Annotated in this window: 21 protein-coding genes; 12 read left to right on the top strand and 9 right to left on the bottom strand. The window is 50.8% G+C overall.

Translation table 11 applies throughout. The annotated features are described in order from the left end of the window. The first annotated feature begins 43 nt into the window (after nt 1-43). From hemA to MJX74_RS11480, 8 genes are all read left to right on the top strand, one after another. A complete protein-coding gene (hemA, locus tag MJX74_RS11515; protein ID WP_240222998.1) occupies nt 44-1,303 on the top strand; it encodes a glutamyl-tRNA reductase in 1,260 nt (419 codons plus the stop codon). Between the two features lie 18 nt (nt 1,304-1,321). After that, the gene (prfA, locus tag MJX74_RS11510) at nt 1,322-2,413 is read left to right on the top strand and encodes a peptide chain release factor 1 (protein WP_240222997.1); all 1,092 of its coding nucleotides are present in this window, start codon (nt 1,322-1,324) and stop codon (nt 2,411-2,413) included. Next, nucleotides 2,414-3,262, top strand: a complete 849-nt coding sequence (gene prmC, locus MJX74_RS11505; protein WP_240222996.1) for a peptide chain release factor N(5)-glutamine methyltransferase — start codon at nt 2,414-2,416, stop codon at nt 3,260-3,262. A 96-nt stretch (nt 3,263-3,358) separates the two neighbouring features. Continuing rightward, the gene (locus tag MJX74_RS11500) at nt 3,359-4,918 is read left to right on the top strand and encodes a response regulator (protein WP_240222995.1); all 1,560 of its coding nucleotides are present in this window, start codon (nt 3,359-3,361) and stop codon (nt 4,916-4,918) included. A 51-nt stretch (nt 4,919-4,969) separates the two neighbouring features. After that, nucleotides 4,970-5,350, top strand: a complete 381-nt coding sequence (locus MJX74_RS11495) for a SirB2 family protein (RefSeq protein ID WP_068229423.1) — start codon at nt 4,970-4,972, stop codon at nt 5,348-5,350. A gap of 43 nt (nt 5,351-5,393) precedes the next feature. Continuing rightward, complete coding sequence (kdsA, locus tag MJX74_RS11490; protein WP_240222994.1) at nt 5,394-6,242, top strand: 3-deoxy-8-phosphooctulonate synthase; 849 nt, start codon at nt 5,394-5,396, stop codon at nt 6,240-6,242. A 129-nt stretch (nt 6,243-6,371) separates the two neighbouring features. After that, a complete protein-coding gene (locus tag MJX74_RS11485; protein WP_240222993.1) occupies nt 6,372-7,382 on the top strand; it encodes a M14 family zinc carboxypeptidase in 1,011 nt (336 codons plus the stop codon). Next, a complete protein-coding gene (locus MJX74_RS11480; protein WP_240222992.1) occupies nt 7,373-8,131 on the top strand; it encodes an alpha/beta fold hydrolase in 759 nt (252 codons plus the stop codon). The genes MJX74_RS11485 and MJX74_RS11480 overlap by 10 nt, the downstream gene beginning before the upstream one ends. Before the next feature lie 8 nt (nt 8,132-8,139). Here the strand turns inward: MJX74_RS11480 and MJX74_RS11475 are convergent, their stop codons facing one another. Then, nucleotides 8,140-8,352 carry an RNA-binding S4 domain-containing protein gene (locus MJX74_RS11475; RefSeq protein WP_240222991.1) on the bottom strand — a complete coding sequence of 71 codons (213 nt, stop codon included), beginning with the start codon at nt 8,350-8,352 and terminating at the stop codon, nt 8,140-8,142. A 17-nt stretch (nt 8,353-8,369) separates the two neighbouring features. After that, nucleotides 8,370-9,068 (bottom strand): tRNA-uridine aminocarboxypropyltransferase, encoded by a 699-nt coding sequence (locus MJX74_RS11470; protein WP_240222990.1) that lies wholly within the window; start codon nt 9,066-9,068, stop codon nt 8,370-8,372. Here MJX74_RS11470 and MJX74_RS11465 point away from each other — a divergent pair. Both MJX74_RS11465 and MJX74_RS11460 read left to right on the top strand, forming a co-directional pair. Beyond that, nucleotides 9,067-10,071, top strand: coding sequence for a pseudouridine synthase (locus tag MJX74_RS11465; protein WP_240222989.1), 1,005 nt, complete (start codon nt 9,067-9,069; stop codon nt 10,069-10,071). The two genes, MJX74_RS11470 and MJX74_RS11465, sit on opposite strands and share 2 nt — an antisense overlap. A 150-nt stretch (nt 10,072-10,221) precedes the next feature. Next, on the top strand, nt 10,222-11,862 hold the full coding sequence (locus MJX74_RS11460) for a methyl-accepting chemotaxis protein (protein WP_240222988.1): 1,641 nt from the start codon (nt 10,222-10,224) through the stop codon (nt 11,860-11,862). Here MJX74_RS11460 and MJX74_RS11455 read toward each other — a convergent pair. The 4 genes from MJX74_RS11455 to MJX74_RS11440 form a co-directional block, all read right to left on the bottom strand. After that, nucleotides 11,852-12,304, bottom strand: a complete 453-nt coding sequence (locus MJX74_RS11455; RefSeq protein WP_240222987.1) for a YaiI/YqxD family protein — start codon at nt 12,302-12,304, stop codon at nt 11,852-11,854. The genes MJX74_RS11460 and MJX74_RS11455 overlap by 11 nt on opposite strands. Beyond that, a complete protein-coding gene (locus MJX74_RS11450; RefSeq protein WP_240222986.1) occupies nt 12,301-13,149 on the bottom strand; it encodes an NAD(P)H-hydrate dehydratase in 849 nt (282 codons plus the stop codon). The genes MJX74_RS11455 and MJX74_RS11450 overlap by 4 nt, the downstream gene beginning before the upstream one ends. Before the next feature lie 38 nt (nt 13,150-13,187). Then, nucleotides 13,188-14,939 carry a bifunctional isocitrate dehydrogenase kinase/phosphatase gene (gene aceK / locus MJX74_RS11445; RefSeq protein WP_240222985.1) on the bottom strand — a complete coding sequence of 584 codons (1,752 nt, stop codon included), beginning with the start codon at nt 14,937-14,939 and terminating at the stop codon, nt 13,188-13,190. Between the two features lie 112 nt (nt 14,940-15,051). Next, complete coding sequence (locus tag MJX74_RS11440; RefSeq protein WP_240222984.1) at nt 15,052-16,482, bottom strand: YfcC family protein; 1,431 nt, start codon at nt 16,480-16,482, stop codon at nt 15,052-15,054. Between the two features lie 194 nt (nt 16,483-16,676). On the opposite strand from MJX74_RS11440, the gene MJX74_RS11435 reads away from it, so the two are divergent. Further along, on the top strand, nt 16,677-18,701 hold the full coding sequence (locus MJX74_RS11435) for a spermidine synthase (RefSeq protein ID WP_240222983.1): 2,025 nt from the start codon (nt 16,677-16,679) through the stop codon (nt 18,699-18,701). A gap of 61 nt (nt 18,702-18,762) precedes the next feature. Here MJX74_RS11435 and putA read toward each other — a convergent pair whose 3' ends face one another. Both putA and MJX74_RS11425 read right to left on the bottom strand, forming a co-directional pair. After that, nucleotides 18,763-22,566 carry a bifunctional proline dehydrogenase/L-glutamate gamma-semialdehyde dehydrogenase PutA gene (putA, locus tag MJX74_RS11430; protein WP_240222982.1) on the bottom strand — a complete coding sequence of 1,268 codons (3,804 nt, stop codon included), beginning with the start codon at nt 22,564-22,566 and terminating at the stop codon, nt 18,763-18,765. Between the two features lie 234 nt (nt 22,567-22,800). Next, nucleotides 22,801-23,838 carry an RDD family protein gene (locus MJX74_RS11425; RefSeq protein WP_240222981.1) on the bottom strand — a complete coding sequence of 346 codons (1,038 nt, stop codon included), beginning with the start codon at nt 23,836-23,838 and terminating at the stop codon, nt 22,801-22,803. Between the two features lie 229 nt (nt 23,839-24,067). Between MJX74_RS11425 and MJX74_RS11420 the strand changes: the two genes are divergently transcribed. Beyond that, nucleotides 24,068-24,433, top strand: coding sequence for a hypothetical protein (locus MJX74_RS11420; RefSeq protein ID WP_240222980.1), 366 nt, complete (start codon nt 24,068-24,070; stop codon nt 24,431-24,433). Between the two features lie 78 nt (nt 24,434-24,511). Here the strand turns inward: MJX74_RS11420 and MJX74_RS11415 are convergent, their stop codons facing one another. Next, nucleotides 24,512-25,039 carry a lipocalin family protein gene (locus tag MJX74_RS11415; RefSeq protein ID WP_240222979.1) on the bottom strand — a complete coding sequence of 176 codons (528 nt, stop codon included), beginning with the start codon at nt 25,037-25,039 and terminating at the stop codon, nt 24,512-24,514. Nucleotides 25,040-25,273: the final 234 nt, after the last annotated feature.

Here is a 25,273-nt window from a genome sequence, read left to right as displayed (position 1 = left end):
ATTAAGTTGGGGCTTTTTGTACAATTCGCCCCTGACAATTCTGATGATACAGGTGACAGCCATTTTCGCACTCGGCATTAATCATAAAACGGCACCGGTTGCCCTGCGCGAACAAGTTGCTTTTGCGCCTGAGCAGTTGCCTGAAGCCTTGCGCGAACTGACTACCTTAACCAGTATTTCCGATGCGGTGATTTTATCTACCTGTAACCGCACCGAGTTGTATTTTAACGGTACTGCTACCCAAGCGGAACAGGTAATTGCCTGGCTGGCACAATTTCATGCGATTGAGGGCAGTGAATTGCAACCGCATTTGTATTTACATCAGGACAATGCGGCTGCCGAGCATCTGATGCAAGTGGCGTCCGGCTTGGACTCATTAGTGCTGGGCGAGCCGCAAATTCTCGGTCAGGTAAAACAGGCTTATAATCAGGCCCGCAGTGCTGGTACCGTTAACCCGCAGTTTGAACGCTTATTTCAAAAAACTTTCGCAGTAGCCAAACAGGTGCGCACCGAGACTGATATTGGTGCCAATGCGGTATCTGTCGCCTTTGCCGCGGTAAGCTTGGCCAAGCAAATTTTCGGTAACCTGGCCAAAGTACGGGTGCTGCTGATTGGCGCCGGTGAAACCATTGAATTGGTAGCTAAGCATTTGCAAGAACAGGGCGCCGGGCAGCTAACGGTAGCTAACCGCACTTATGAGCGCGCGGTACATCTGGCCGGGCAATTCAGTGCCTCTGCCATTACGCTGGCACAGGTGCCGTCAACTCTGGCTGATGCAGATATTGTGATCAGCTCTACCGCCAGCACTTTGCCCATTGTTGGTAAAGGTATGGTAGAGCAAGCGCTAAAGCAGCGAAAGCACAAGCCGATGTTTCTGGTTGATTTAGCCGTGCCGCGCGATATTGAGCAGCAAGTGGCAGAGCTGGAGGATGCTTACCTGTATACAGTAGATGATTTACAGTCGATAGTGGCGCAAAACCTGAATAACCGCCTGCAGGCTGCTGAGCAGGCCAAGCAAATGATATCAGTTGGCGCAGCTGAGTTTGCACAGTGGTTAACGCTGCAAGGCAGTGTTGACTGGGTGCGCGATTACCGCCAGCGCTGCGAGCAGGTGCGTACAGAATTACTGGCCAAAGCTGCAAACCAGTTGGCCGCCGGACAAGATGCCGAAAAAGTGCTTGCTGAGCTGTCAACTAAACTGAGTAACCGGCTGATGCACAGCCCAACCAAAGCCATCCGCCAGTTAGTGCAAGACGACGAACTGAATAAACAAACCTTGATCAACACTTTGTTAGATCTGTAATCAGGCAAATAAAACACCATGAAAGAATCGGTATACCGCAAGCTGGAAGGCCTGGCTGAGCGCTACGAAGAAGTGCAGGCATTATTAAGTGATGCAGGCGTAATAAGTGATCAAAGCAAATTTCGCGAGCTGTCAAAAGAGTACAGCCAACTGGAAGATATCAGCAAAGCTTTTGCCGACTATCAGCAGGCGCAGCAGGATTTAGCCTCGGCTGAAGACATGCAGAAAGACAGCGATCCTGATATGCGTGAAATGGCGCAGGAAGAATATAAAGCAGCCAAAGAACGCATTGAGCAACTGGATCAGCACCTGCAAATTTTATTGCTGCCCAAAGACCCGAACGACAACAACAGCTGCTTTTTAGAAATTCGTGCCGGTGCCGGTGGCGATGAAGCGGCTATTTTTGCCGGTGATGTATTTCGTATGTACAGTCGTTTTGCCGAAAAACGCCGCTGGAAGCTCGAAGTTGTCAGCGCCAGTGATGGTGAGCATGGCGGCTATAAAGAAATCATCGCCAGTGTGCAGGGCGAGGGGGCTTACGGTACGCTGAAGTTTGAATCAGGCGGCCACCGTGTGCAGCGTGTACCGGCCACTGAATCTCAGGGCCGGGTGCATACCTCGGCCTGTACCGTGGCTATTATGCCGGAAGTGCCGGAAAGCGAAGCGATAGAAATTAATCCGGCCGATTTAAAAGTGGATACTTTCCGTGCCTCCGGTGCTGGTGGCCAGCACGTTAACCGCACTGATTCTGCCATTCGCATTACCCACTTACCTACCGGCATAGTTGTGGAGTGTCAGGACGAACGCTCGCAACATAAAAACCGCGCCCGGGCCATGAGCGTGCTGCAATCGCGTATTCAGGCGGCAGAAGACGAGAAACGTCGTCTCGTGGAAGAATCTACCCGCCGCTCGTTAGTGGGCAGTGGCGATCGCTCCGAGCGTATCCGCACCTATAACTTCCCGCAGGGCCGTTTAACCGATCACCGGATTAACCTTACCATTTACCGTTTAAACGAAGTGATGGAAGGTGATTTAGATCAGGTATTAGAGCCGCTGAAACACGAACATCAGGCAGACTTGTTAGCCGCGTTGGCCGACGAGAACCGCTAAGTGCGGCAAAAAGTGCAACAAACACTGACACAGTGGCAAAAACAGGCGCAGCAACAACTGGTAGCAATTAGCCCAACGGCGGATATTGAAGCCCGGTTATGCCTGTGTCATGTGCTGAATGTTAGCAGCGGCTATTTATACAGCTACCCCGAGCGCGAACTTAACAGTGCAGAGCTGGCAAAGCTAACTGAGCTGCTAAGCGCGCGCCTGCAGGGCCAGCCACTGGCTTATTTGTTTGGTTACTGGCACTTTTTTGACTTACAGCTTGAAGTCGCTCCCAGCACCTTGATCCCGCGGCCAGATACCGAACTGCTGGTAGAGCAAGCCTTGGCGCTGCCGCTACCAGCACAGGCAACAGTGTTGGATTTAGGCACCGGCACCGGCGCTATTGCCCTGGCGTTGGCGCACAATAAACCGCAGTGGCAGCTAACAGCGGTAGACTATATTGCCGAAGCTGCTGCACTGGCGGAACGTAACCGGAAAAAACTGCAGATAAAAAACTGCAGCGTGGTACAAAGTAACTGGTTTAGCGCACTGGGCGGCGCAAAGTTTGATCTGATTGTCAGCAATCCTCCATATATTGATCCGCAAGACCCGCATTTAGCCAGCCTGCAATATGAGCCGATAACTGCGCTGACTGCTGAACAGCAGGGATTGGCTGATATTGAGCAGATAGTACGCCAGGCGCCGCAGCACTTGAATGCCAATGGCTGGCTTTATCTGGAACATGGTTATAATCAGGCTGGTGCTGTGCGGTTATTGCTGCAACAAGCCGGTTTTACCCAGGTTGAGTCAAAGCGCGATTATGGTAATAACTGGCGTATCAGTGGCGGTTGTTTGCCAGATTAAGAGTTGTTTTTATCCATTTCCTTTGACCCTGCTCTGGATAGGGCATATAACTAATTCAGCAACTATTCAGACTAAATCAAGCTAAAGGAAAAGCGGATGAGCGATGATTTTTTATTTGCCGAAGAGCCGGAACCGATAATTGCAGTGCTTAACGGCAGTTGGAAAGTATTGATTGTTGACGATGAGCCTGAAGTGCATGCTGTTACCAAACTAGCGTTGAGTGATTTTACCTTTCAAAGTAAAAATCTGACCTTTTTCAGTGCCTACTCTGGCCGCGAAGCTAAAGAACTGATTAAACAACACCCCGACACCGCTATTATTTTGCTGGATGTAGTCATGGAAACCGACGATGCCGGTTTGCTGGTAGCGCGTTATATCCGTGAAGAGCTGCACAATGAACATGTGCGCATTATTTTACGCACCGGCCAGCCGGGGCAGGCGCCCGAGCGACAGGTGATTATTAACTACGACATCAACGACTATAAATCTAAAACCGAGCTTACCGCACAAAAACTGTTTACCGTTATTATGTCCAGCCTGCGTTCCTACCGCGATATTATGTCACTGGAGCAAAGCCGTCAGGGTTTGGAAAAAATCATTAACGCCTCGGCCGACTTATTTTCATCGCACTCGATGGAGCAGTTTATCGATGGCGTTTTACAGCAACTCACCTCTATTCTGGGCTGTAATGAAGACGCTTTGCTGGTCAGCTCATCGCTGGTGGCGGGTAATGTTGCCGGTGAAGTAACTGAGCCACATAACTTAGTGGTATTTGCCGGCCAGGGCGAGTTTGAAAGCAAAGAAGGTAAACCGGTGCAGGAGGTATTGGCTCCAGAGTTAATGGACGCCTTTGATACCGCCCTTAAATCACGCGGTATTGTGTACCGCGATAATTACCTGGTGGCCTACTGCACCAGTAAATTTACCCATGGCTCTTTGTTGTATATCTCTGGTTTGCCGGGCGCCATTACCGAGAATCAGAAAAAGCTGATTGAGTTATTTTCCCAAAATGTGCAAATAGCCTATGAAAATGTGCAACTGCAGCATGAAGTAGAAGACACCCAGCGCGAAATTGTTTATCGCCTAAGCGAGGCAGTAGAGCATCGCTCAATTGAAAGCGGTAACCATGTGAAACGGATGGCCTTTATTTGTTATGATTTGGCCAAAGCTTATGGCATGCCTGAAGAGGAAGCTGAACGTTTAATGTTTGCCGCGCCCTTGCACGATGTTGGCAAAGTAGGTATTCCGGATGGTATTTTAAATAAACCGGCAAAGCTGCAGGCGCAAGAGTGGGAAGTGATGAAAACCCATACCAGCATCGGCTATGAGATACTGAAAAACTCTAAACGCAGCATTATTCAGGCCGGTGCGGTGATTGCACAGGATCACCACGAAAAATGGGATGGCACAGGCTACCCGACTGGTAAAAAAGGCGAAGATATTCATATTTACGGTCGTATTGCCGCTCTGGCCGATGTTTATGATGCATTACGCCACCGGCGCTGTTATAAGTCAGCCTGGCCACTGGATCAGGTAATGGCAACAATAGAAGCAGAAGCCGGCAAGCAATTTGACCCCAAACTGGTAGAAATATTTAAAAGCCGGGTCGACAAACTGGAAGCAATACTGCAAAAATACCCGGACAGCTACGAGTAACTGCAGCCAGCTTACGCTGGCTGTTTTATTAATAAAGGAAGGACAAGCGTTATGTATATGGCTTATAAGCATTTTCACCTGTTAATGGTGGTGCTCAGTGTTAGTTTTCTGTTAGTGCGTTATGCCATGAGCCTAAAGCCGGCTGCAATGTTACAAACTAAATTTTTTAAAATAGCACCACATGTTATTGATACGCTGTTGCTGGTAAGTGCGGTGCTGCTAATGATCACACTACAGCAATATCCGTTTGTGCATGCCTGGCTGACAGAAAAATTTCTTGCCGTGCTGGCCTATATCGGGCTGGGTGTAATGGCATTTAAAGGCCGCACTGCTGCCATCCGCTGGATTTGCTTTTTAGGTGCGCTGGGCTGGCTGGGCCTGGTACTGCGGGTAGCCATGACCAAACAGCCGGTGTTTTTAACTGCATTCTGATAAGAGCATCACAGGCGTTGTGCCTGTGTTTTTAGGAAAAACTATGACTGCGCAAATTATTCGGGTTGGCAGCACGCAAGTGGCTAACCATTTACCTTTCGTGCTGTTTGGCGGCATGAATGTGCTGGAATCACGCGATTTAGCCATGCGTATTGCCGAGCACTATGTGGAAGTCACCACTAAGCTGGGCATTCCCTATGTATTTAAAGCCTCGTTTGACAAAGCTAACCGCTCGTCTGTGCATTCTTACCGGGGCCCGGGCATGGAGGAGGGCTTAAGAATTTTTGAAGAAATTAAGCGTACTTTTAACGTGCCTTTAATTACCGATGTACACGAGCCATATCAGGCCGCACCGGTGGCAGAAGTGGTAGATGTGATCCAGTTACCGGCGTTTTTGGCGCGGCAAACCGATTTAGTGGTGGCAATGGCGAAAACCGGCGCGGTAATTAATGTAAAAAAACCGCAATTTTTAGCGCCGCATGAAATGCGCCATATTATTACCAAGTTTAAAGAAGCCGGTAATGAACAGGTGATCCTGTGCGAGCGAGGCAGTTGTTTCGGTTACAATAACCTGGTGGTAGACATGCTGGGTATGGATGAAATGAAAAACTACGGACCGGTTATTTTTGATGCCACCCACGCATTACAAAAACCAGGTGGCCGCGAAAGCTCGGCCGACGGTCGTCGTGCCCAGGCAGCACAGCTAGCGCGCTCTGGCATGGCGTTGGGGCTGGCGGGATTGTTTATTGAAGCGCACCCGGACCCAAACCAGGCTAAATGTGACGGCCCCTGTGCCTTGCCGCTGGCCAAGCTGGAAGATTATTTACTGCAAATGAAAGCAGTAGATGACTTAGTAAAAAGTTTTGCTCCGCTTGATACAGCCGCCAACTAAACTTAGCTTTTGCTAAGCTAACCACGCCGCCGCTTTGGCGGCGTTTTACTTAATCTTCATAAAACTGCCATTTTTGTCTGGCGGGCATCGGGTATGCTGTCATATAACTTTCACTAACGGAGTGAGCTGTTGGTTGATACTGATACCATGCTGCCCGAGCTGGCTCAGCTGCAACAGTTAATTGATACGGCCCCGCCACAATTACAGGTTGAATTACTGGCCAGCATACCGCATATGGCAGAGCGCCTGCCGTTATATGGTCTGACTCTTGGCAACCGCAACGCTTCAGCCCCGGCAGTCGTGCTGGTGGGAGGGATTCACGGTCTGGAGCGTATTGGCACACAAGTGGTGCTGGCTTATTTGCAAACTTTACTAAACCGCTTACCCTGGGATCTTTGCCTGCAACATACGCTGGCACATTGTTGTATTTATTTTATCCCGCTGGTTAACCCGGCCGGCATGGCCAATGGTTGGCGCGCTAATGGCAACAGTGTTGATTTAATGCGCAATGCGCCGGTGGAGTGCGCCGAAGGCGCCGCCTGGCTGGTTGGCGGCCAGCGTATCAGCCGCACCATTCCATGGCATCGCGGTCGCACCGACAAAATGGAAACAGAAAGCCAGGCCGTAGCCGATTTTATTCAGCGTGAGCTGTTTAACCGGCCCTTTTCGCTGGTGTTGGATTGCCACTCCGGCTTCGGCACTACTGATCGGTTGTGGTTCCCTTATGCGAAAAGCCGCCGCGAGCCGATTGCGCATCTGGCCGAAATGTACCGGCTGCGTGAACTGTTGTTTCAAACCTACCCACACCAGAATTATATTTTTGAGCCGCAATCGCAGCATTACCTGTGCCATGGTGATTTATGGGACTACCTTTACGATTTATCGCTGGCGCATAACACCACTATGTTGCCGTTAACATTGGAAATGGGCTCGTGGAACTGGGTGCGGAAAAACCCGTTTCAGCTGTTATCCAGCCTGGGCATGTTTCATCCGGTAAAGCCGCACCGTGTAAAAAGGGTGCTGCGCAGTCACCTTATTCTGATTAACTTTCTTATTAACAGCACCATGTCATATCAAAACTGGTTGCCGCAGGTTAACCGCGAGCAGTTACAGGTTCAGGCCAAAACCTTATGGTATTAGCCGAGGCTACACCGGTACTGCTGATCCGCGGTTTAACCCGTGAGCAGCGCCATTGGGGTGAATTCAAACCTTTACTGGCTGAGGCTGTAACCAACCCTGTGCTGAGCTTTGATTTTGCCGGCTCGGGCCAGCTGTACCAGCAGCGTTCGCCTGGCAGCATCAGAGGCCTGTGCCAGTCGGTGCGCCAGCAATGGTTGCAGGCGCCACAATACAACGGCAGGGTGCATCTGCTGGCTATTTCACTGGGGGCTATGTTAGCAGCCGACTGGGCAGCGCAATATCCGCATGAAGTGGCCTCAGTCACGCTGATTAACAGCAGTGCCAAGCCGTTGTCGCCGTTTTACCGCCGTTTGTGCTGGCGTAACTATCCGGCTATTTTGCGCAGTATCGTCTTGGGGGCCGCACAGCGCGAACAGGCTATTTTGCAGTTAACCAGCGCCAGGCCTGCAGAACATACCGATATACTTGGCAGTTGGCAGTTATGGCAGCAGCAAAGACCGGTAAGTAAATTAAATGCCCTGCGCCAATTATGGGCGGCCAGTCGTTTTGTGGTAACACCCGCACCGCAATGCCCTGCATTATTGCTTAGCAGCCTGGGTGATACGCTGGTTAGCCCGCAATGTTCAGCCGATTTAGCCCGCTACTGGCAGGCGGCACATATTCAGCACCCCTGGGCCGGACATGATGTGCCGTTAGATGACGCCAACTGGCTGGTTGCGCAGTTGGCTGCTTTTCTGCAAACGGTGTAGTTGCGGCATTATTCTAAGCGCATTTGCAGCTTTTCGCTGCCAATTTCAATAATATCGCCGGCGTTAATCTGGCGGCGTTTACGGGTTTCTACTTCGCCGTTCACTTTCACTAAACCGCTGTCTATTGCGGCTTTTGCTTCGCCGCCACTGCTGAGCAGGCCTTCAAATTTCAGTATTTTATACAGTTCAACTGCGGGTTTACTCAGTATTACATCACGCATATCAGATCCTTGGCAGATTACTCTGCTGATTCAGTAAAATTAAGGTGGGGTTTGCCGACAATATAAGCGCGGCGAAATACAGCAAAGTATTCGGCCAACGCTACAGCGGCTACGTTATCGTTCGCCAGAGTCAGTACTTCAACCGCCACTTCGGCGGTGCACAGCTGGTGCAGATGCGCTGCTTCGCGCAGCTGATAACTTGAGCCCTGCTCTGGTTGAATACCCAGCACCGGCAAGTTGGCTAAATAAGGGCTTCTAAACATTTTCTTCGCTTCGCGCCAGGTGCCGTCCAGCATAATAAACAGCGGTATTTTGCCGTTTTGCACGGCGCTAAGTTCAAGCGGGCTGTTGATACAACGCTCAGCTTCAGCATATTGCTGCGGAAATACCACTACAGGTGCATAACGTGCGTCGGCCAGCAGTGCCAGCATGTTGGCATCGGGCCGGGTTCTGTCCCAAACATAGGCATGGTTGTCGGCGATAACATCGGCAATAATGCGGCCGGTGTTGCTGGGTTTATAGCACTCGCCGGTATACATAATAAAACAAAAGGCGCTGCTACTGCTGACATTGGGTTTGCTGGCGCAGATGCAGTCGGTGGCCGGCAGCAGGCACTGCTCGCAGCGTTTAACTTTGCTGCCGCGTGCGTTAAACACCCGGGTAGCTTTTGCCAGCTCCTGTGTGCGTAGGTTAAGGACAGAATTAATATGCGACATGCAGGTTCCAACAGCATCTGAACGGCAACGGGCGGCTATTGTAGCCGCTTTTATGCTACACTGCGCGCTGATTTTTCTGCCGGAATCTACCGTGTCGATAGCCCGCCAAGCCTCTGAAATTACCCTGCCTGCTGTCAATAACGGCTGGCATACTGTGCTGCAGTTTCTTTGCAGCCAGTTTCCGTTTATCAGCGAGGCTATCTGGCGTCAGCGTATTGCTACAGGCAAGGTGTATTGGTTTAACGGCGAGTCGATTACCGAACATACCCCTTTTTCGCCCAGCAAACGGTTGTGCTACTACCGTGAAGTAACAGCCGAGCCGGTTATCCCGTTTGCGCACCAAATTGTCTATCAGGACGAGCATATATTGGTGGCTGACAAGCCGCATTTTTTGCCGGTTACGCCAGGTGGTGAATACGTTAATGAGTGCTTACTGGCGCGCTTACAACGCGAAACCGGCATTAGTGATATTGTACCGGTACACCGGCTGGACCGGGAAACCGCGGGCATAGTGCTGTTTTCACTAAATGCGGCCAGTCGGGCGCAGTATTATCAGCTGTTTAGCGAAGGTAGGGTACAAAAGCAGTATCAGGCGGTAGCAAAGCTAAGCGCAGAAGCACAGCACTGTGCATTGCCCCGGCACTGGCACATCGCCAATCGAATTGAAAAAAGCCAGCCGCGATTCCTCAATGCCATAGTCCCAGGGCCGGTGAATGCGGTGTCAGATATCAGTCTGGTCGTCAAAGCCGGCGACATCGGTCTGTTTCAGCTTAGCCCGCACAGTGGTAAAACCCATCAGCTGCGGCTGCACATGCTTAGTCTTGGTATGCCAATATTGCATGATAAATACTATCCTGAGTTACTGCCCAAGCAGCCACCGCAGTTTGATAAACCACTGCAGTTACTGGCTGCCAGCCTGGGCTTTATTCAACCGGATAGCAATAAACTGCTACAGTTTAGCTCAGGCTTTAGTCTTAAGGTGTTGCCGGGCACTGCGCCGTGAAGCACTTGGCAATAACACAGCTTGTATGGCAATAATTCGCTAGGATACTGATAAAATTCAATTATGTTACTGATAAACTCAACTATGCTAAGTGGGTATATCACTTAGCCATCTCTGGCTTACCGTACGTTACTGGATGTGAGAGCCGTCATGAATACACTGAAAAACCTGTCTGTTAAAATGCAAATTGCATTACCCATCTTAATTTTGGCGATACTGATTGCAGTGGTGGGGGGGAAAAGCCTGATTATGGTCAACGGCGTAGTCGACCGTACTGATATTGCTATTAATAATTTAAGCCCGGCTACTACAGCTGTGCTAAATGCTGACCGCGATCTATATCAGGCAGAGCTGGCACTGCGTGAATTTGTTGTGCTGACCGCTGCAGGTCAGCCAGTGGCTGACGTGCGCAAAGACTTCGATGACAATGTGCGCCAGGCTTTTGAGCGGATGGAAACCGCCAGTGGCCTGGTACGGGGTTTTGGGGTACAGGCAATGTCGACAGCAGAATTTTCCGGCATATTTAACCAGTGGTTCCACTTAGCCGAGCAGGTTATTCAGCTGGCACAGCAAAACGACACCTTACAGGCACGGGCGCTGATAAAAGGCGCTGAGGGGGCGGCGTTTGCATCTTTGCGTGAAGAATATAACGGCTTGGGAGAGCGTATTGATCAGCGTATGCTAACGCTGGGGCAGGAGTTATCGCACTATGTTGATAAACAAAAGTCGTTAACTATCGTACTGGTGATCATTGCTGTGGCGATTGCGGGAATTACCGTGCTGTTCAGCCCCAACCTGATTGTAAAGCCTCTGGAGCAGTTGAAAAATATGGTCAGCGAGCTGGCCAGTGTCGGCGGCGATTTAACCCGGCGGTTGCCGGTTAGCAGTGACAATGAAATTGGCGATGTCGCCGTAAAGACTAATGAATTTATCACTACTTTGCAGGCGATGATGCAAGAGGTGCAGCGACACCTTGCAGATCTGGAGAAAGCGTCAGCCAACATTGCCAGCAAAACAGACCAGACCAGCGTAAAAGCCGGCGAGCAAACTATGCATATTGATCAGGTGTTGACCGCTATTCATCAGATGCAACATGCAGTGCAGGAAATCGCCGGTAATGCTGCACAAACCAGTGGTGCTACAGAACGAGCCAACACTGCCGCTGACAGTTCTGGCAAGGTGATCCGCCAATCGATGAGTGAAATCAGCGTGCTGGCGCGCGATATTGATCAGGTGGTGCAGGCCATTAGTAATCTGGAAACCGAGAGCCGTAATATAGTGTCGGTGCTGGAAGTGATTGGTGGTATTGCTGACCAAACTAACTTACTGGCGCTTAATGCTGCCATTGAAGCCGCCCGTGCCGGGGATGCCGGCCGCGGCTTTGCTGTGGTTGCCGACGAAGTCAGGACACTGGCTTCGCGTACTCAGCAGTCGACAAAAGACATCCACGAAATGATTACGCGGTTGCAAAATGGTGTCAGCAGTGCCGTAAGTGCGATGAGTAATGCAAAATCGCAGGTATCAGAAACCGAGCAGCATGCTGAATCGGCCTGTCAGTTTCTGGACAGTATCGTGTCGGGCATTGCCAGCATCAATGATATGGCAATCCAGATCGCCGCCGCAACCGAACAGCAGTCAACTGTCGCTGAGCACGTTAATCAAACAGTGAATGGTATCAGCCAGAATGCGATAGAACTGTCAGATTTAGCCCGGGACACCGGCAATGACGGCAACCGGGTGCGGCAGCTGGTACAGGTGGTCAACAATCAGGTAGGCCGTTTTAAGGTGTAGTATTGCGCTGTAACAGGGTATCCAGCTGGTTAGCAAAGGCCTGTCGGTCGCTTTGACTCAGCGGCGGCGGCCCACCGGTATGCACGCCACTGCCGCGCAGCGTGTCCATAAAATCGCGCATTGTTAGCTTTTGTTTAATTGTATCGTGGCTATATAGCTCGCCGCGTGGGTTTAGTGCATAGCCGCCTTTGGCCAGCACATCGGCGGCTAGTGGAATATCTGCGGTGACAACTAAATCACCGGCTTCGCAGCGGCGTACTATTTCGTTATCGGCTTCATCAAAGCCGCTGGACACCGTAATAGCCGAGATAAACTTCGACGGCGGCACTCTGATTAGCTGGTTGGCGACCAGTAAAGTGATAATGTTTTTGCGCTCAGCGGCACGAAAGATAATGTCTTTAATCACTACCGGGCAGGCGTCGGCATCCACGTATATTTTCATTTAACAGGCTTTCCGTTTAGCAGTTTTTGCAGCGGCGGCAGTATAGCAGTTGCCAGCAGACCGCGCTCACCCCGTTTAGCGGCTACTGCATCAGCGGCGCTACCGTGCAGCCAACCGCCCAGTGCCGCAGCATGAAAGCTGCTTAGTCCCTGTGCCAATAAGGCGGCAATAATACCGGACAACACATCGCCCATGCCAGCGCTGGCCATGCCAGGGTTGCCGCAGTTAAGGCGCGCCAGTTGCTGCTTTGGCCCGGCTATCAGGCTGGCAAGGCCTTTTAATAATACCGTGCCGCCAAATTGCAGCTGCAACTGCTGCACGGCCGCTATTCTGTCGTGCTCTATTGCAGGCGTTGTGCAGCCGAGTAAACGAGCAGCTTCTCCCGGGTGAGGTGTCAACACCCGGTTATCACGCTGCATGCGCTGCTGATCAGTTGCTGGCAGTGATGCCAGATAATTCAGCGCATCGGCGTCAAGCAGCAGCGGTTTGTCGCAACTGAGTACTTGTACCAGCAGGGCTTTGCCCCAACTGCTCAGGCCAAGCCCTGGGCCTGCCAGCACAACCGTGGCGCGGTTTAGCATCTCGGTAAAGTGCTGATGGTTGGCCATTACTTCTGGCTGGCGGCTTAACATGGCGCTGATATGTTCTTGGCGGGTGTATAAACTGACCAAGCCAGCACCACAGTGCGCAGCGCTTTGCGCCGCCATAATCGCAGCGCCACCGTAGCCATAATCGCCACCTATCACCAGCACATGGCCAAAGTAACCTTTGTGAGCCTGGGCCGGTCTGGCTGGCAGTAAACGTTTTACCCAATGTGCATCGACGGTTTGAATGTTGCTGCTCATACTGTATCAATTCATCTGGCTGACTTCATAGCATAACCCTAGTTTGTCTGGGCGCTGCTGTCATCCTGATACTGATGATAAAAACGAATACTGTCGGGGTAGGGGAAAATATCTTCTACCACGCCATTGCGGATGTTTTGTTGTTTCTGCCGCCAGTAGGCAGCATCAAGCAGTTCAGGGTGTTTGCCAAACAGCAACTCGCGGATTTGCGGCTGCGGCGTAACAAAGGTGGCCATCTGCTCGGGGAATACATCACCCGGTGCGGCGCACACTGTGCCTTCGGCAAACAGCGCATCTTCATAGTTATCGGTTTTCGGAAAGCTTCGGAAATTAACATCCAGCATATACTGCACTTCGTCGTAGTCATAAAACACTACGCGTTTATGCCGTGTTACACCAAAGTTTTTCAGCAGCATATCGCCCGGGAAAATATTGGCGGCCAGCATTTGTTTAATCGCCTGGCCATAGTCGTCCATAATATGGCTTTTTTCCGCCAGCGAGGCGGTTTCCAGATAGATATTCAGCGGGATCATCCGCCGTTCAATATACAGGTGTTTAATTACCACCAGCTCGTCTTCAAAGCTCAGTGAGTCGCCAATAACCTGCTGTAACTCTTCGAGTAATTCAGCCGAAAAACGCTTTTTCGGCAAGGCGACATAAGAGTATTCCAGCGTATCGGCCATGCGGCCAACCCGGTCATGTTTTTTTACCAGCAGGTAGCGCGCTTTTACCGTGTCGCGGCCAAACTCTTTGCTGGGAGCAAACTTATCGCGAATAACTTTAAACACATAAGGAAACGATGGCAGGGTAAACACCATCATTACCATGCCGCGAATACCCGGTGCGGCGACAAACTGATCATTGCTGTTGTCCAGGTGGCCCAGCAGCTCGCGGTAAAATTCGGTTTTGCCCTGTTTGTGTAAGCCAATACTGGCATATAGCTCGGCCAGGGTTTTATGCGACAGTAACTCGCGTAAAAAATGCACCAATGCTGATGGCACCTGGGTAGCCACCATAAAATAAGCGCGCGAGAAGCCGAAAATAATCGTCATCTGTTTGGCATCTGTTACCAGGGTATCGATATACAAGCCGGCGCCTTCGCGGTGCAGCAGCGGAATAATAAACGGCTGCTGGCCATCCGGCGTTACCGCGCGGCCAACAATATAAGCCGCTTTATTGCGGTAAAACACTGATCTTAAAATATCAAAGCGAATTTGGTACACCGGATGGCGGCCATGGCTGGACTGCGCCATAAAGCTTTTTACAATCAGGCGGATATCACGGTCCAGGTTAATAAAGGGCGTAATAAAACCAAAGCCGGAGACAATATTGCGGATAGTTTGTTTTAAGCCATCCTGGGCCGGAAAGTAGCTGTCGTATACCGAGGCCACCGGCGCAGGTAAATGTTGTTTGCTCAGCGTAGACTCAATAAAGATGTTCTTATTATGAAAATACTTACGCTCAAATAACTGACAAAACACTGAGTTGTAAAAGGTTTCTGCCAGTTCAGCCTGGGGGTGAAACGCCAGAAATTCCATATAGTGCTGTTTTACCTGTTGCCACAGTGTTTCGTTTAAGCATTGTGCCGGTAACTCAGTGGCCAGATGTGCAATCGCTTCGGTAACACGCTGATCATAAAACGAAATACGGTCTGAGCTGTCCTGCTGAAAGGCGCGCCAGTCGGCCAACTCAAAACGTTGTTTGGCTTTGGCGGTAATAGCCTGAAATAAACTGAAGTGGCGGCGAAAGCCTTTTAAGATAATTTCAGCAATTTGTTTCGCCTGACTCATATCGCGGCCTGCGGTTAAGGGGGGCTGTTGCCTGATTAGCGTACTCTAATCAGGAAGCCACTGAATTACCAGCAACACCTGCGGTAAGTTGCTACCGCAGGTGTTGCAGAGTTTAATCCGGTTGGCTCAGGTTTGCGCCTGCAGGAGTTTGGGGTTGTACGCTGTCGCCATAGTCAAATACTACTGCCAGCACTAAAACCACCGAGGCTGCCAGCATCAGTTTTAACAGTAGTGGTGCACAAAAGCGGAACCAGTGGCCGTAAGGAATACCGGCAATGCCGATAATGCCCATTAATACTGCATTAGTGGGGATAATCATATTGGAAAAGCCATCACCAAACTGATACGCCAATACCGCAACCTGGCGCGGAATGTCGAGTAAGTCGCTCAGTGGCACCATTAACGGCATAGTGACATAGGCCTGGCCGCTGCCGGAGGGAATAAAAAAATTCAGCAGGGTTTGAATAACCAACATACCTACAGCTGCTGCCTCAGCGCCAACATAAGACAACGGCAGCGACATACCATGCACCAGCGAATGCAAAATCTGGCCATCTTCCATAATCAGTGAAATACCGCGTGCCACGCCAATCAGCATCGCTGTGGTGGTCAGTTCCATAGCGCCATCAATAAACTTTTGCGCGGTAGTATCAGCAGAAATACGGCCAACCACTGCAGTAAACAGACCCCAGGCAACAAAGCAGGCGCTTAGCTCATACAAGTACCAGCCATGTACCCGGATGCCATAGGCCACCACAGCGATGGTGCCGACAAAGCTGGCTAAAATCAGTTTATGGTTTAGCGCCAGTTGTGGGTAAGTGCTGGTTTGTTTATCACCCAGCGGGCAGGGCAAATCGGCTACCATTGAGTTGGCCGGATCGGCCAGTACTTTTTTGGCATAGCTCCAGACATGGTGAAAGCCAATCAGCACAAAGGGAATAAAAATTGCCAGGCGCAGTTCAATGCCAGACAGTACCGGTACTTCAGCAATTTGCTGGGCAATAATCACCGTGAAAGGGTTAATAGCTGATACACCATAGCCAATACCATAACCGGCGACTGTCATGCCCACAGCTGTCATCGCATCCAGCCGCATCGCTTTACACAGTGCGACTAAAATCAGCACAAAGGGAATGTACTCACCGGCGGTGCCGATAGCGCTGGACGCCATGGCAAAGCAGAACACCACCATAAAGATCAGCATATGCGGCTTCTCACCAAAGCGGGTCAGCAGTCGGCCGATCAGCGCATCTACCGTGCCGGTGGCGCGGGCGATAGACAATACGCCACCGAGGATCATAACAAAGAAAATCACATCCTGAGCGCTGGCAAAAGCGCGTGGTATGGCTGTTAACAGCTGCCACGGGCTTAAATACTGGCGTTCTTCTACTAAAGCAAAGGTGCCTGGAATAACGGCGGAGCGGCCATTGGCCAGGGTTTGGGTTTCAAAAAAGCCTTGCGGTACTATCCAGGTGGCGATCATCGCCAGTACCATCATGCTAAACAACAAAGTAAGGGTGTGTGGTACTTTAAATCTTGCCATGCTTTAGTGTCCCTTAAGTGCAGCTCAGATTAAAATTTAAGGCGCGTTATGCTGCACTATGTCGATAAAAAAACGGAGTCTACCGCAACACTGTTAGCATCACAAACAGGTATTTACTGCTGTTACTTGCCTGCAGAGCGCTCATTGTATAGGCTTGGCGCATTTTTCTGTCGTTGATTTTTCCGGAGCTTGTTGTGGCCTTGTTTGCCCTGACGATATTTTTAAGCGCTGCCTTACTGTTTTTAATTCAGCCGATGCTGGCCAAACAGCTACTACCTTATTTGGGTGGTGGTGCCGCAGTGTGGACTGCCTGTATGCTGTTTTTTCAGGCCATGCTGCTCGCCGGTTATGCCTACGCCCATGCTCTGTGTCGTTTTCTGTCGCCACTGGCGCAGCGTTCGTTGCACAGCCTGTTATTATTGCTGGGCCTGTTGAGTTTGCCGCTACTGTACCGCTCAGATGCCACGGCATTCAGTGCGCTGCCGCCGTTGGCGGCTGTGTTGCTGTTCCTGTTGTTTACCACAGGTTTGCCCTATTTTTTGCTGTCGGCCACCGGGCCTTTACTGCAGCATTGGTTTGCCGGCCGCTATACTACAGTGTCGCCTTACCGCTTATATGCTTTGTCGAATATCGGCTCTTTAGGTGGTTTGCTGGCATATCCGTTTTTGCTGGAACCTGGCTTATTGCTGTCGGAACAACGCCTGTACTGGTTGTCTGGCTTTGTGGTGTTTGCCGTGTGCTGCCTGGCGTTGATGTGGCAACACCTGGCGGCGTTACCGCCGTCGTACCGTGCCGGTGCCGCCCGGCTGCGTCAACCGGCTGCTTTCCGTTGGTTGTTGTTGTCGGCCAGCGGCGTGGTGTTATTACTGGCGGTAACGCAGCAACTTACTCAGAACGTGCCGCCCATTCCGTTTTTGTGGGTGGTGCCGCTGTGCTTGTATTTGCTTAGCTATATCCTGGTGTTTAATAAACCGCATTGGTATCAGCGGGGGCTGTGGCGCTATCTGTTTTGTCTGAGTATGGTGTTTGGCCTGTTGCTGTTCTATCTGGGCCGCCAGTTTGATCTGATCTCGCAGTTGCTGCTGTATCTGTTGCTGCTGTTCAGTGGCTGCATGTTGTGCCACGGCGAGCTGGCGCGGTTAAAACCCCAGCCGCGTGGCCTAACCGGTTATTATTTATTACTGGCCGCTGGCGGAGCCCTGGGTAGCCTGGCAGTTAATTTGCTGGCACCGTTGTTGTTTACACAGCAGTGGGAGTTTTTACTGGTACTGCTGGCTATTTACTTGCTGCTGTGGCCACGCACACCGGGCACACCGCCCTGGCAGCAGGCAGTGTGGTTAGCTGGCGCCGTGTTGTTTACGCTAAGTGTGCTGGCGCTGGAGTGGCAACCCGGCCGGCACAACGTTTATGCCGAACGTAATTTCTACGGTAGTCTTATCGTGCGCGATATCAGCCTGAACGGCAATATGCAGCGGCGTTTAATTGACGGCACCACCAGCCATGGTGCGCAATATTTGGCTGCACCTTTGTCGCTTGAGGCGCAAAGTTATTATCGCGCCGGCACCGGGGCAGCGTTGGCATTAGAGTATTTTTTACCGGCAGCACCATCACGCAATGTGCAGCAACTGCAACAACGTAAATTCGGTTTGGTCGGGTTAGGCGCCGGGGCGTTGGCGGTTTACGGTAAGCCAGACGATACCATGCTGTTTTACGAGCTGAACCCAGCCGTCATTAAAGTGGCAACGGAGTATTTCAGTTACCTCAGCGACAGCGCGGCAAATGTTGAAATTGTACAGGGGGATGCCAGATTAATGCTGCAGGCGCAGCTGGCAGCCGGCAGCCAACAGTTTGATGTGCTGGTGCTGGATGCATTTAGCAGCGACAGCATTCCGCAGCATTTACTTACGCTTGAAGCCATGCACTTGTATTGGCAGCATTTACACAGTGATGGTGTGCTGGCAGTACATGTGTCAAATAACTACCTGGATTTAACCGGTTTATTGCGTAATCAGGCCGCCAGCCTTGGCCTGCAGGCATATTTTATTGCTACGCCGGCAAAAGGTACTAACCCTGCGGCACACTGGGTATTGCTGACGAATAACCAGCGTTTTATGCAACAGCCGCAATTGCAGCAGGCTTTAAGCCGTTGGCTTACTCCGGCGCAACCTACTGTCAGCTGGACAGATCAGCACAGTAATTTGTTGCAGGTACTGAAATAACGCCAGGCAGCAAAGGACAAAAAAGCCACCCGGCAAGGGTGGCTTTACGTCGGCCAGCGTGTTACTCGTCGTCTTCCACCATAGTCATTAGCGAGGTGTTACCGCCCGAGGCGGTGGTATCAATACTGATGGTTTTTTCCGTTATCAGCCGTTTAATCAGGGTGTCGTAATACTCGGCGCTGATCACCGGCAAAATAGCGCCCTCGCGCTTGGCCAACTGCTGGCTGAAATACCCCAAACGCGACGAGCGCGCAGCAACAACGGCTCCGGCTAAATGCGGATGAGCCAGAATAGCCTGCAACTGGTTGGATTTCGCCACCTGAAACACGCCTTTAGCAACACCTGTAGCGATAAACTTTTCTCTGAACGTCTGGGCTTCTTCATAAAACAGCTCGGACGCTACCGTAATGACAGTATTGCCCGCAGCCAGCGCGGTAATAATAGACAGGGTCCAGAAGTTAAACGAGGTGCTCTTATCGGCATAACACACCACACAGCCACGTGGTTCATAGCGCAGCGTATTCGATTCACCGGTAGGCCCCGGCAATTCTATGGCTTTGCGCATATGTTTTTCCAGCCGGTTTAGCTGCGCCCGGGCATCGGCCAGAGTAGAGCCTAAATCGTCAGCCAGCTCGTCAATAATGTCAACGGTGGCTATTTTGGCCAATAATTGCCGTACTGCGGAAATGCGATCATTTAATGGTGTTGAACGCCAGATTTTTTCATCGCGCAGCGAGTTTTCCATCAGCTGCTGCACCTGCGCTTCAGCGTCGGGCGCGTGGTGTAAGTCCAGCTCGTCGGGTGACAGGTTCGTCATTTGTATATTGTCCGGCGAAGCTTTTTCTTTTACCAGCCGTACCAAGTAGTTCGGGCCGCCTGCTTTGGGGCCGGTGCCTGACAAGCCTCGGCCGCCAAAGGGCTGAGAGCCGACAATGGCACCAATCATATTGCGGTTAACATACACATTGCCCGCGCGTGACATTTTGGCCAGATAATCGCAGCGTTCTTCAATCCGTGAATGAATACCCATGGTCAGGCCAAAACCGGTACCGTTGATCTGATCAATAACTTTATCCAGATCTTTCGCTTTAAAGCGCACAATATGCACGCAAGGGCCAAATACTTCGCGCTTTAACACAGACAAATCTTTAATTTCATATAAGCGCGGCGCAAAGAAGTAAGCTCCGTTGCTGTCGTTATCCGGAATATCGCACTGGTAGTGCAGTGTGGCTTTATCCTGCAGATACTCAACGTGCTGCTGCAGGTTTTTCAGTGCTCTTGCATCGATAACCGGGCCAATATCGGTGCTAAGCAGTGCCGGATCGCCCACATGCAGCTCTTTTAAAGCGCCTTTTAGCATGGTAATAATGTTGTCAGCTACATCCTCCTGAATAAACAGCACCCGCAGTGCCGAGCAGCGCTGGCCGGCACTTTGAAAGCCCGAGCTGATCACATCGTCAACCACCTGTTCCGGCAGCGCTGTCGAGTCGACAATCATACAGTTCTGGCCACCGGTTTCGGCTATCAGTGGCACCTGAATATCACTGCGCCCGGCCAGCGTTTGTGCAATAAGGTTGCCGGTATCGGTAGAACCGGTAAACATCACCGCCTGAATACGGCTGTCCGGCACTATGGTTTTACCTACATCACTGCCGCGGGCAAGCACAGCTTGTACCACATGCTCAGGCAAGCCCACGGTGTGCATCAGCTCAATGGTACGCAGCGCAATCAGACTGGTTTGTTCGGCAGGTTTGGCGATAACGGTATTACCGGTAACAATAGCGGCGGCTACCTGGCCCAGGAAAATTGCCAGCGGGAAGTTCCACGGGCTGATACATAAAATTACCCCGCGTGGTTCAAAGCGTTCATCTTTGGCCAGCTCTTCTGCCCGTGCGGCGTAATAGCGGCAAAAGTCGACCGCTTCACGCACTTCGTCGATACCATCCTGCGCCACTTTACCGGCTTCTTTAATACAGATTGCCACCAGCTCGTCGTTATGCCGCTCTAAAATGTCGGCTATCCGGCGCAGTAAGTTGGCCCGCTGTGTAATAGGGACTTGTGACCAACTGCTAAATGCCTTATCGGCGTTGGTTAGCAACTGCTGCATTTGCTCAGTACTGTGCAGGCTAATATGGCCTATTATTTCCCGGTGGTTGGCAGGGTTTATCACCGCTGACACACCTGTTGGCAACGTGTCGGCAGTTATTCTGTGCTCATTAAACCATCTGTCTAAATTTGCTTTAAACGGCATCAGGGCATTAACATCAGTTAAATCCAGCCCGCGCGAGTTAGCCCGTTCGGCGCCGTATAAATCCAGCGGCATTTTAATCTGGCCGTTGTATTTGTTGCGCAGGCCCTGCAGGGTTTCTACCGGATCGGGCAGCAATGCCTCCACCGGCTGGGTGGTATCAACAATAGCGTTAACAAAAGACGAATTAGCGCCGTTTTCCAGCAAACGCCGTACTAAGTAAGCCAGCAGGTTTTCATGCTCGCCAACCGGGGCATACACCCGGCACTGAATTTTCTCTGCAGTAACGATCTGGTCAAATAATGATTCGCCCATGCCGTGCAAGCGCTGAAACTCAAAGCCTGTGTTGTTGCCTTTGGCTACCTCTAAAATGGTGGCGGCGGTGTAAGCATTGTGGGTGGCAAATTGCGGATACAACACATCGCGCGCTTCAAGCAATTTAATCGCACAGGCTTTGTAAGATACGTCGGTAGAGGCCTTGCGGGTAAATACCGGAAAGTGCTCCAGCCCATCTTGCTGGGTGGTTTTAATTTCAGTATCCCAGTAAGCACCTTTTACCAGCCGCACCATCATTTTGCGGTTAACTTTACGGGCTAACTCAGCCAGCCATTCAATCACAAAAATGGCCCGTTTCTGATATGCCTGTACTGCCAGGCCAAAGCCTGTCCAATCGCCAAGGTCTTCATCGCTGAACACGTCTTCAATAATATCCAGCGAAATATCTAAGCGGTCGGCTTCTTCGGCATCCACTGTAAAGCCGATATCGTAGCTTTTGGCTAACAGCACCAGAGCTTTGAGTTTAGGTAGTAATTCGGCCATAACCCGCTCGCGGTGGCTAAACTCGTATCGCGGATGGATAGCCGACAGCTTAACGGAAATACCGGGGCTTTTAATCGGGCCGCGGCCGTTCGCGGCTTTGCCAATAGCATGAATGGCGGTTAAATAGCTTTGATAGTAACGCTCGGCATCGGCCATAGTGCGGGCACCTTCGCCCAGCATATCGTAAGAATACACATAACCTTTTTTCTCGGTGTCTGCCGCACGCTCTATTGCTTCATCAATATCGCGCCCCATCACAAACTGTTTGCCCATAATTTTCATGGCAAAGTTAACCGATTTGCGGATCACCGGCTCCCCCAGGCGACCAAGGGTTTTTTTCAGAATACCAAACTGATGCGCTTTGTTTTGGTCCGAGTAGTTCACCATTTTACCGGTAACTAACAAGCCCCATGACGACGCATTAACAAACAACGAGTCGCTGCTGCCCAAATGCGCGCTCCAGTCGCCTTTGGCCAGTTTGTCGCGGATCAGCGCTTCCTGGGTGCTTTTATCCGGCACCCGCAGTAATGCTTCAGCCAGACACATCAGCACTACACCTTCTTCACTCGACAGGGAGAATTCATTTAATAATGCATCAATACCACCTTGACCATCTTGCTCTTTGCGGATTGTAAGTACAATTTGCCTGGCACGTTCCCAGGCACGGCTGCGGGCCTTAACGCCCACTTCAGCCAGTGGTAATAAATGGTCAATAACAGTATTTTCGTCGATGCGGTAATAATTACGGATCTTTTGTCGCAGCGGGCAAGCGGTGGTTAAATCTGCATCAAATAACATAAATCAGCCTATAGCTTGGCGCTGCGCAATAGTGCTGGCAACGCCCGGTTAACATTAATCTACTATGCGCATACTAATGAAAATATGGCAAAATAGGCTAGTGTATTTTGGCTAAAAAACCATAATTCACATGGTTTATGTGTATTTTTACAGTATAAAGTTCGGTGTTTTTTCAATATTGCCGATTTTTGTTATAAGTTTACCTTTTGAGTGGGCATTAAAGCACCGCCCGGTTTAGCTTTTTATCCGCAGTACCAGGGTATCAGCCAGTTTGTCCTGAATGGCCTGGCGGTTTGGGTCCCAGTAGATTTGTAAAAAGCCCAGTAAGCCGGTGGCAAAGCCAGCGCTATAACCGCCCTGGCGGCCAAAGGCGCCCCACAGGGAGATGGGATTGTTGTCCAGTTGCACTACGCGAATACCGCATAACTTTTTGCCAATAGTCTGGCCATTATTCCAGGCGATAAACAGCGTAAAATAGCCGATAGCCCAGCCAAAACCGATACCTAAATCAGCTAAAATACCTTGCACCCATTTCAGTACACTGTGATCCGATTCCTGCAGTCTTTGCCAAAGCGAAGCGCCGGTAAGCGAAGGTGCCGGCTCGGGCGGGCTGGTGCTGCCTTGTACTGTCGCGCTCATTTGTTCCACAGTCGCGCCAACTTTGAGGCTGGTAATCGCTTCTGTCATCACAGAGGCTTTTTCGCTGGCAGACAGCTGGCTGATATCCAGCAAATCGCTGAGCATTTCTTCCCGCTCTGTAATGCTCAGTTGGGTTTTTTGCAGTTGCTGTATCACCGCCTGTAGCTGTGCTTGTGCACAGCTTGCATCGCAGTCAGCCTGGCTTAAGCGCAGGGCATTCGCCGATACGGCTGTGCTGTCTGTAATACGTTTAATAGCGGTGTCTGAGGGCAGCGATGCTGTCCAGTTATTACTGGTAAACAGCACCAGTGCCGTACAGGCCAGAATAGCCACCTGGCCGGTTTTGCCTGTCTGCCAGCGCGACCACGCCAGATAAGCCAGCATAGGCAACAGAAAAATCAGGCTGCCGGAGGTAAGGGTTGCAATAAAAAAACCGTCAATCAGTATCGCCACACCACGGCGAGCGGGCCTGGCCAATGGCTGGCCAATTAACTCTGGTGCGACTGCAAATACATGTGGCGTAACCACCCCCCGCACCTGGCGATCAGTCAGTTGCTTGCCGCTGCTGTCAACGAAGGTGTCGGGTGCCACTTCAGAAATCACGGCATTATCGGCAGGGGGGAGTGTGCTCATGGTTTAGGTGGCTCTAACTGGCTGAATGGGAATTACTTTAAACAGGGTAGAGATGTAATGCAATCGACAGATCTGAGTTGTAACAAGGTTACAGTGTGGCCTCAGTGATTGATGCATTAGTTAAACTAATGCAAGTGTACTGTTTAATCTCGTGCTTCTTACACTGAACTGTCATTATTGCCCGGTAAACTGCGCAGCAATTAAGCACTACACATACCCGAGGTTAAAAATGAAGTTAGTTACTGCAACCCTGTTGACTGCGTTATCATTGCTGAGTGTTACAAGTGAAGCCAGTACACAAACTTATGTATATTCTAACGTAGAATACTGTCAGTTGGCGGCGCAAAATGCCCACGAAGCCACGTTAGAGGCTTACAGCCGTAAACTGGGCTTTACCCCGGAGCACGCTGAATGCAAGCAGTTACGCAATACGGCAGAGGTGCTTGTTACCAGTAACAACATGGCTGATGTAGAACAGCAGCTTAAGCGTCTGCAGCGTGGCTCGGTAATTCGTTTGCCGAAAAGTCTTATTGAAAAGCTATCAGCTATGCCTGATGAAGAGCGTGCTGTAGCATTAAAAAAATTATTCAGTTAAGCCAAACAGGCAGAAGCACATTAACGATGAGCTTCTGCCTGTTTTATCTCTGCGTGCTGGATGCTCAACGCCGTTGTTTTAGTCGCAGCTTTGTAACCAAATCCATTGTTGGGCAGTAATGCCAAGGCGCTCAGCAAATGCCATGTAGTCGTCGCACAGGGCCTTGTCTGGTGTTTTGCTACGCGCCAGTAACCAGGCGTAATCTGTTGACGGACCTACAACCAAAACAACGCTGTAGTCAGCGCTAAGTTTAGCCACATTGTAACCGCCGTAAAATGGGCCAAAAAATGACACTTTAAGCGCGCCGGTATTGCTGTCGCCAACAAAGTACGCCTTGCCCTCTGCCTGTTGCCATTTGTTATCCTCGCGATTAAAACCGCGGTTAATCACTTTAACACCACCATCATCGCGCAAACTGTAGTTAGCCGTCACGTCAGTTAAACCGCGCTCAAAGCGGTGGTCCAGCCTGGCAATTTCATGCCATTCACCTAAATAGCGGTTAAGTTCAAACGGTGTTACCGGTGTAACGCCATCCGGCACCCCGGTGCAGCTTTGCATCAGCACGCTGCTGGCTAATAATAAGGTAATCTTAAGCAGAAATTTCATAGTAATCTTTTGTTTTGGCGATAAAACGCCAATACTACGCTGCTAAACCGGCTTTGTATCATTGCAGTTGCACATTTCTGTGCTCGGCGATCTTTGGCGGGCACAGAAACCAGCACAGTAAAACAGGCAGTATTATTTTACCCCGGTCAAATTCACCGGCATCCAAAGCCTTTAACGAGGCAGGGTATCAGCAGTATCTGGCTGTTATAACCGGTTGCTTGTTGGCCGCGCTGA

This window comes from Rheinheimera hassiensis, from assembly GCF_022436675.1.
Lineage (GTDB): Bacteria > Pseudomonadota > Gammaproteobacteria > Enterobacterales > Alteromonadaceae > Alishewanella > Alishewanella hassiensis.
The sequence above is the reverse complement of the archived record's forward strand: the minus strand, read 5'-3'. Positions and strand labels throughout refer to the sequence as shown.

What these genes read in the sequence shown, in the direction of transcription:
- hemA (WP_240222998.1), top strand. Translation starts at nt 44, where the DNA reads ATGATACAGGTGACAGCCATTTTCGCACTCGGCATTAATCATAAAACG.
- prfA (WP_240222997.1), top strand. Translation starts at nt 1,322, where the DNA reads ATGAAAGAATCGGTATACCGCAAGCTGGAAGGCCTGGCTGAGCGCTAC.
- MJX74_RS11500 (WP_240222995.1), top strand. Translation starts at nt 3,359, where the DNA reads ATGAGCGATGATTTTTTATTTGCCGAAGAGCCGGAACCGATAATTGCA.
- MJX74_RS11495 (WP_068229423.1), top strand. Translation starts at nt 4,970, where the DNA reads ATGTATATGGCTTATAAGCATTTTCACCTGTTAATGGTGGTGCTCAGT.
- kdsA (WP_240222994.1), top strand. Translation starts at nt 5,394, where the DNA reads ATGACTGCGCAAATTATTCGGGTTGGCAGCACGCAAGTGGCTAACCAT.
- MJX74_RS11480 (WP_240222992.1), top strand. Translation starts at nt 7,373, where the DNA reads ATGGTATTAGCCGAGGCTACACCGGTACTGCTGATCCGCGGTTTAACC.
- MJX74_RS11475 (WP_240222991.1), bottom strand. Translation starts at nt 8,352, where the DNA reads ATGCGTGATGTAATACTGAGTAAACCCGCAGTTGAACTGTATAAAATA.
- MJX74_RS11465 (WP_240222989.1), top strand. Translation starts at nt 9,067, where the DNA reads ATGCAGGTTCCAACAGCATCTGAACGGCAACGGGCGGCTATTGTAGCC.
- MJX74_RS11470 (WP_240222990.1), bottom strand. Translation starts at nt 9,068, where the DNA reads ATGTCGCATATTAATTCTGTCCTTAACCTACGCACACAGGAGCTGGCA.
- MJX74_RS11460 (WP_240222988.1), top strand. Translation starts at nt 10,222, where the DNA reads ATGAATACACTGAAAAACCTGTCTGTTAAAATGCAAATTGCATTACCC.
- MJX74_RS11455 (WP_240222987.1), bottom strand. Translation starts at nt 12,304, where the DNA reads ATGAAAATATACGTGGATGCCGACGCCTGCCCGGTAGTGATTAAAGAC.
- MJX74_RS11450 (WP_240222986.1), bottom strand. Translation starts at nt 13,149, where the DNA reads ATGAGCAGCAACATTCAAACCGTCGATGCACATTGGGTAAAACGTTTA.
- aceK (WP_240222985.1), bottom strand. Translation starts at nt 14,939, where the DNA reads ATGAGTCAGGCGAAACAAATTGCTGAAATTATCTTAAAAGGCTTTCGC.
- MJX74_RS11440 (WP_240222984.1), bottom strand. Translation starts at nt 16,482, where the DNA reads ATGGCAAGATTTAAAGTACCACACACCCTTACTTTGTTGTTTAGCATG.
- putA (WP_240222982.1), bottom strand. Translation starts at nt 22,566, where the DNA reads ATGTTATTTGATGCAGATTTAACCACCGCTTGCCCGCTGCGACAAAAG.
- MJX74_RS11425 (WP_240222981.1), bottom strand. Translation starts at nt 23,838, where the DNA reads ATGAGCACACTCCCCCCTGCCGATAATGCCGTGATTTCTGAAGTGGCA.
- MJX74_RS11420 (WP_240222980.1), top strand. Translation starts at nt 24,068, where the DNA reads ATGAAGTTAGTTACTGCAACCCTGTTGACTGCGTTATCATTGCTGAGT.
- MJX74_RS11415 (WP_240222979.1), bottom strand. Translation starts at nt 25,039, where the DNA reads ATGAAATTTCTGCTTAAGATTACCTTATTATTAGCCAGCAGCGTGCTG.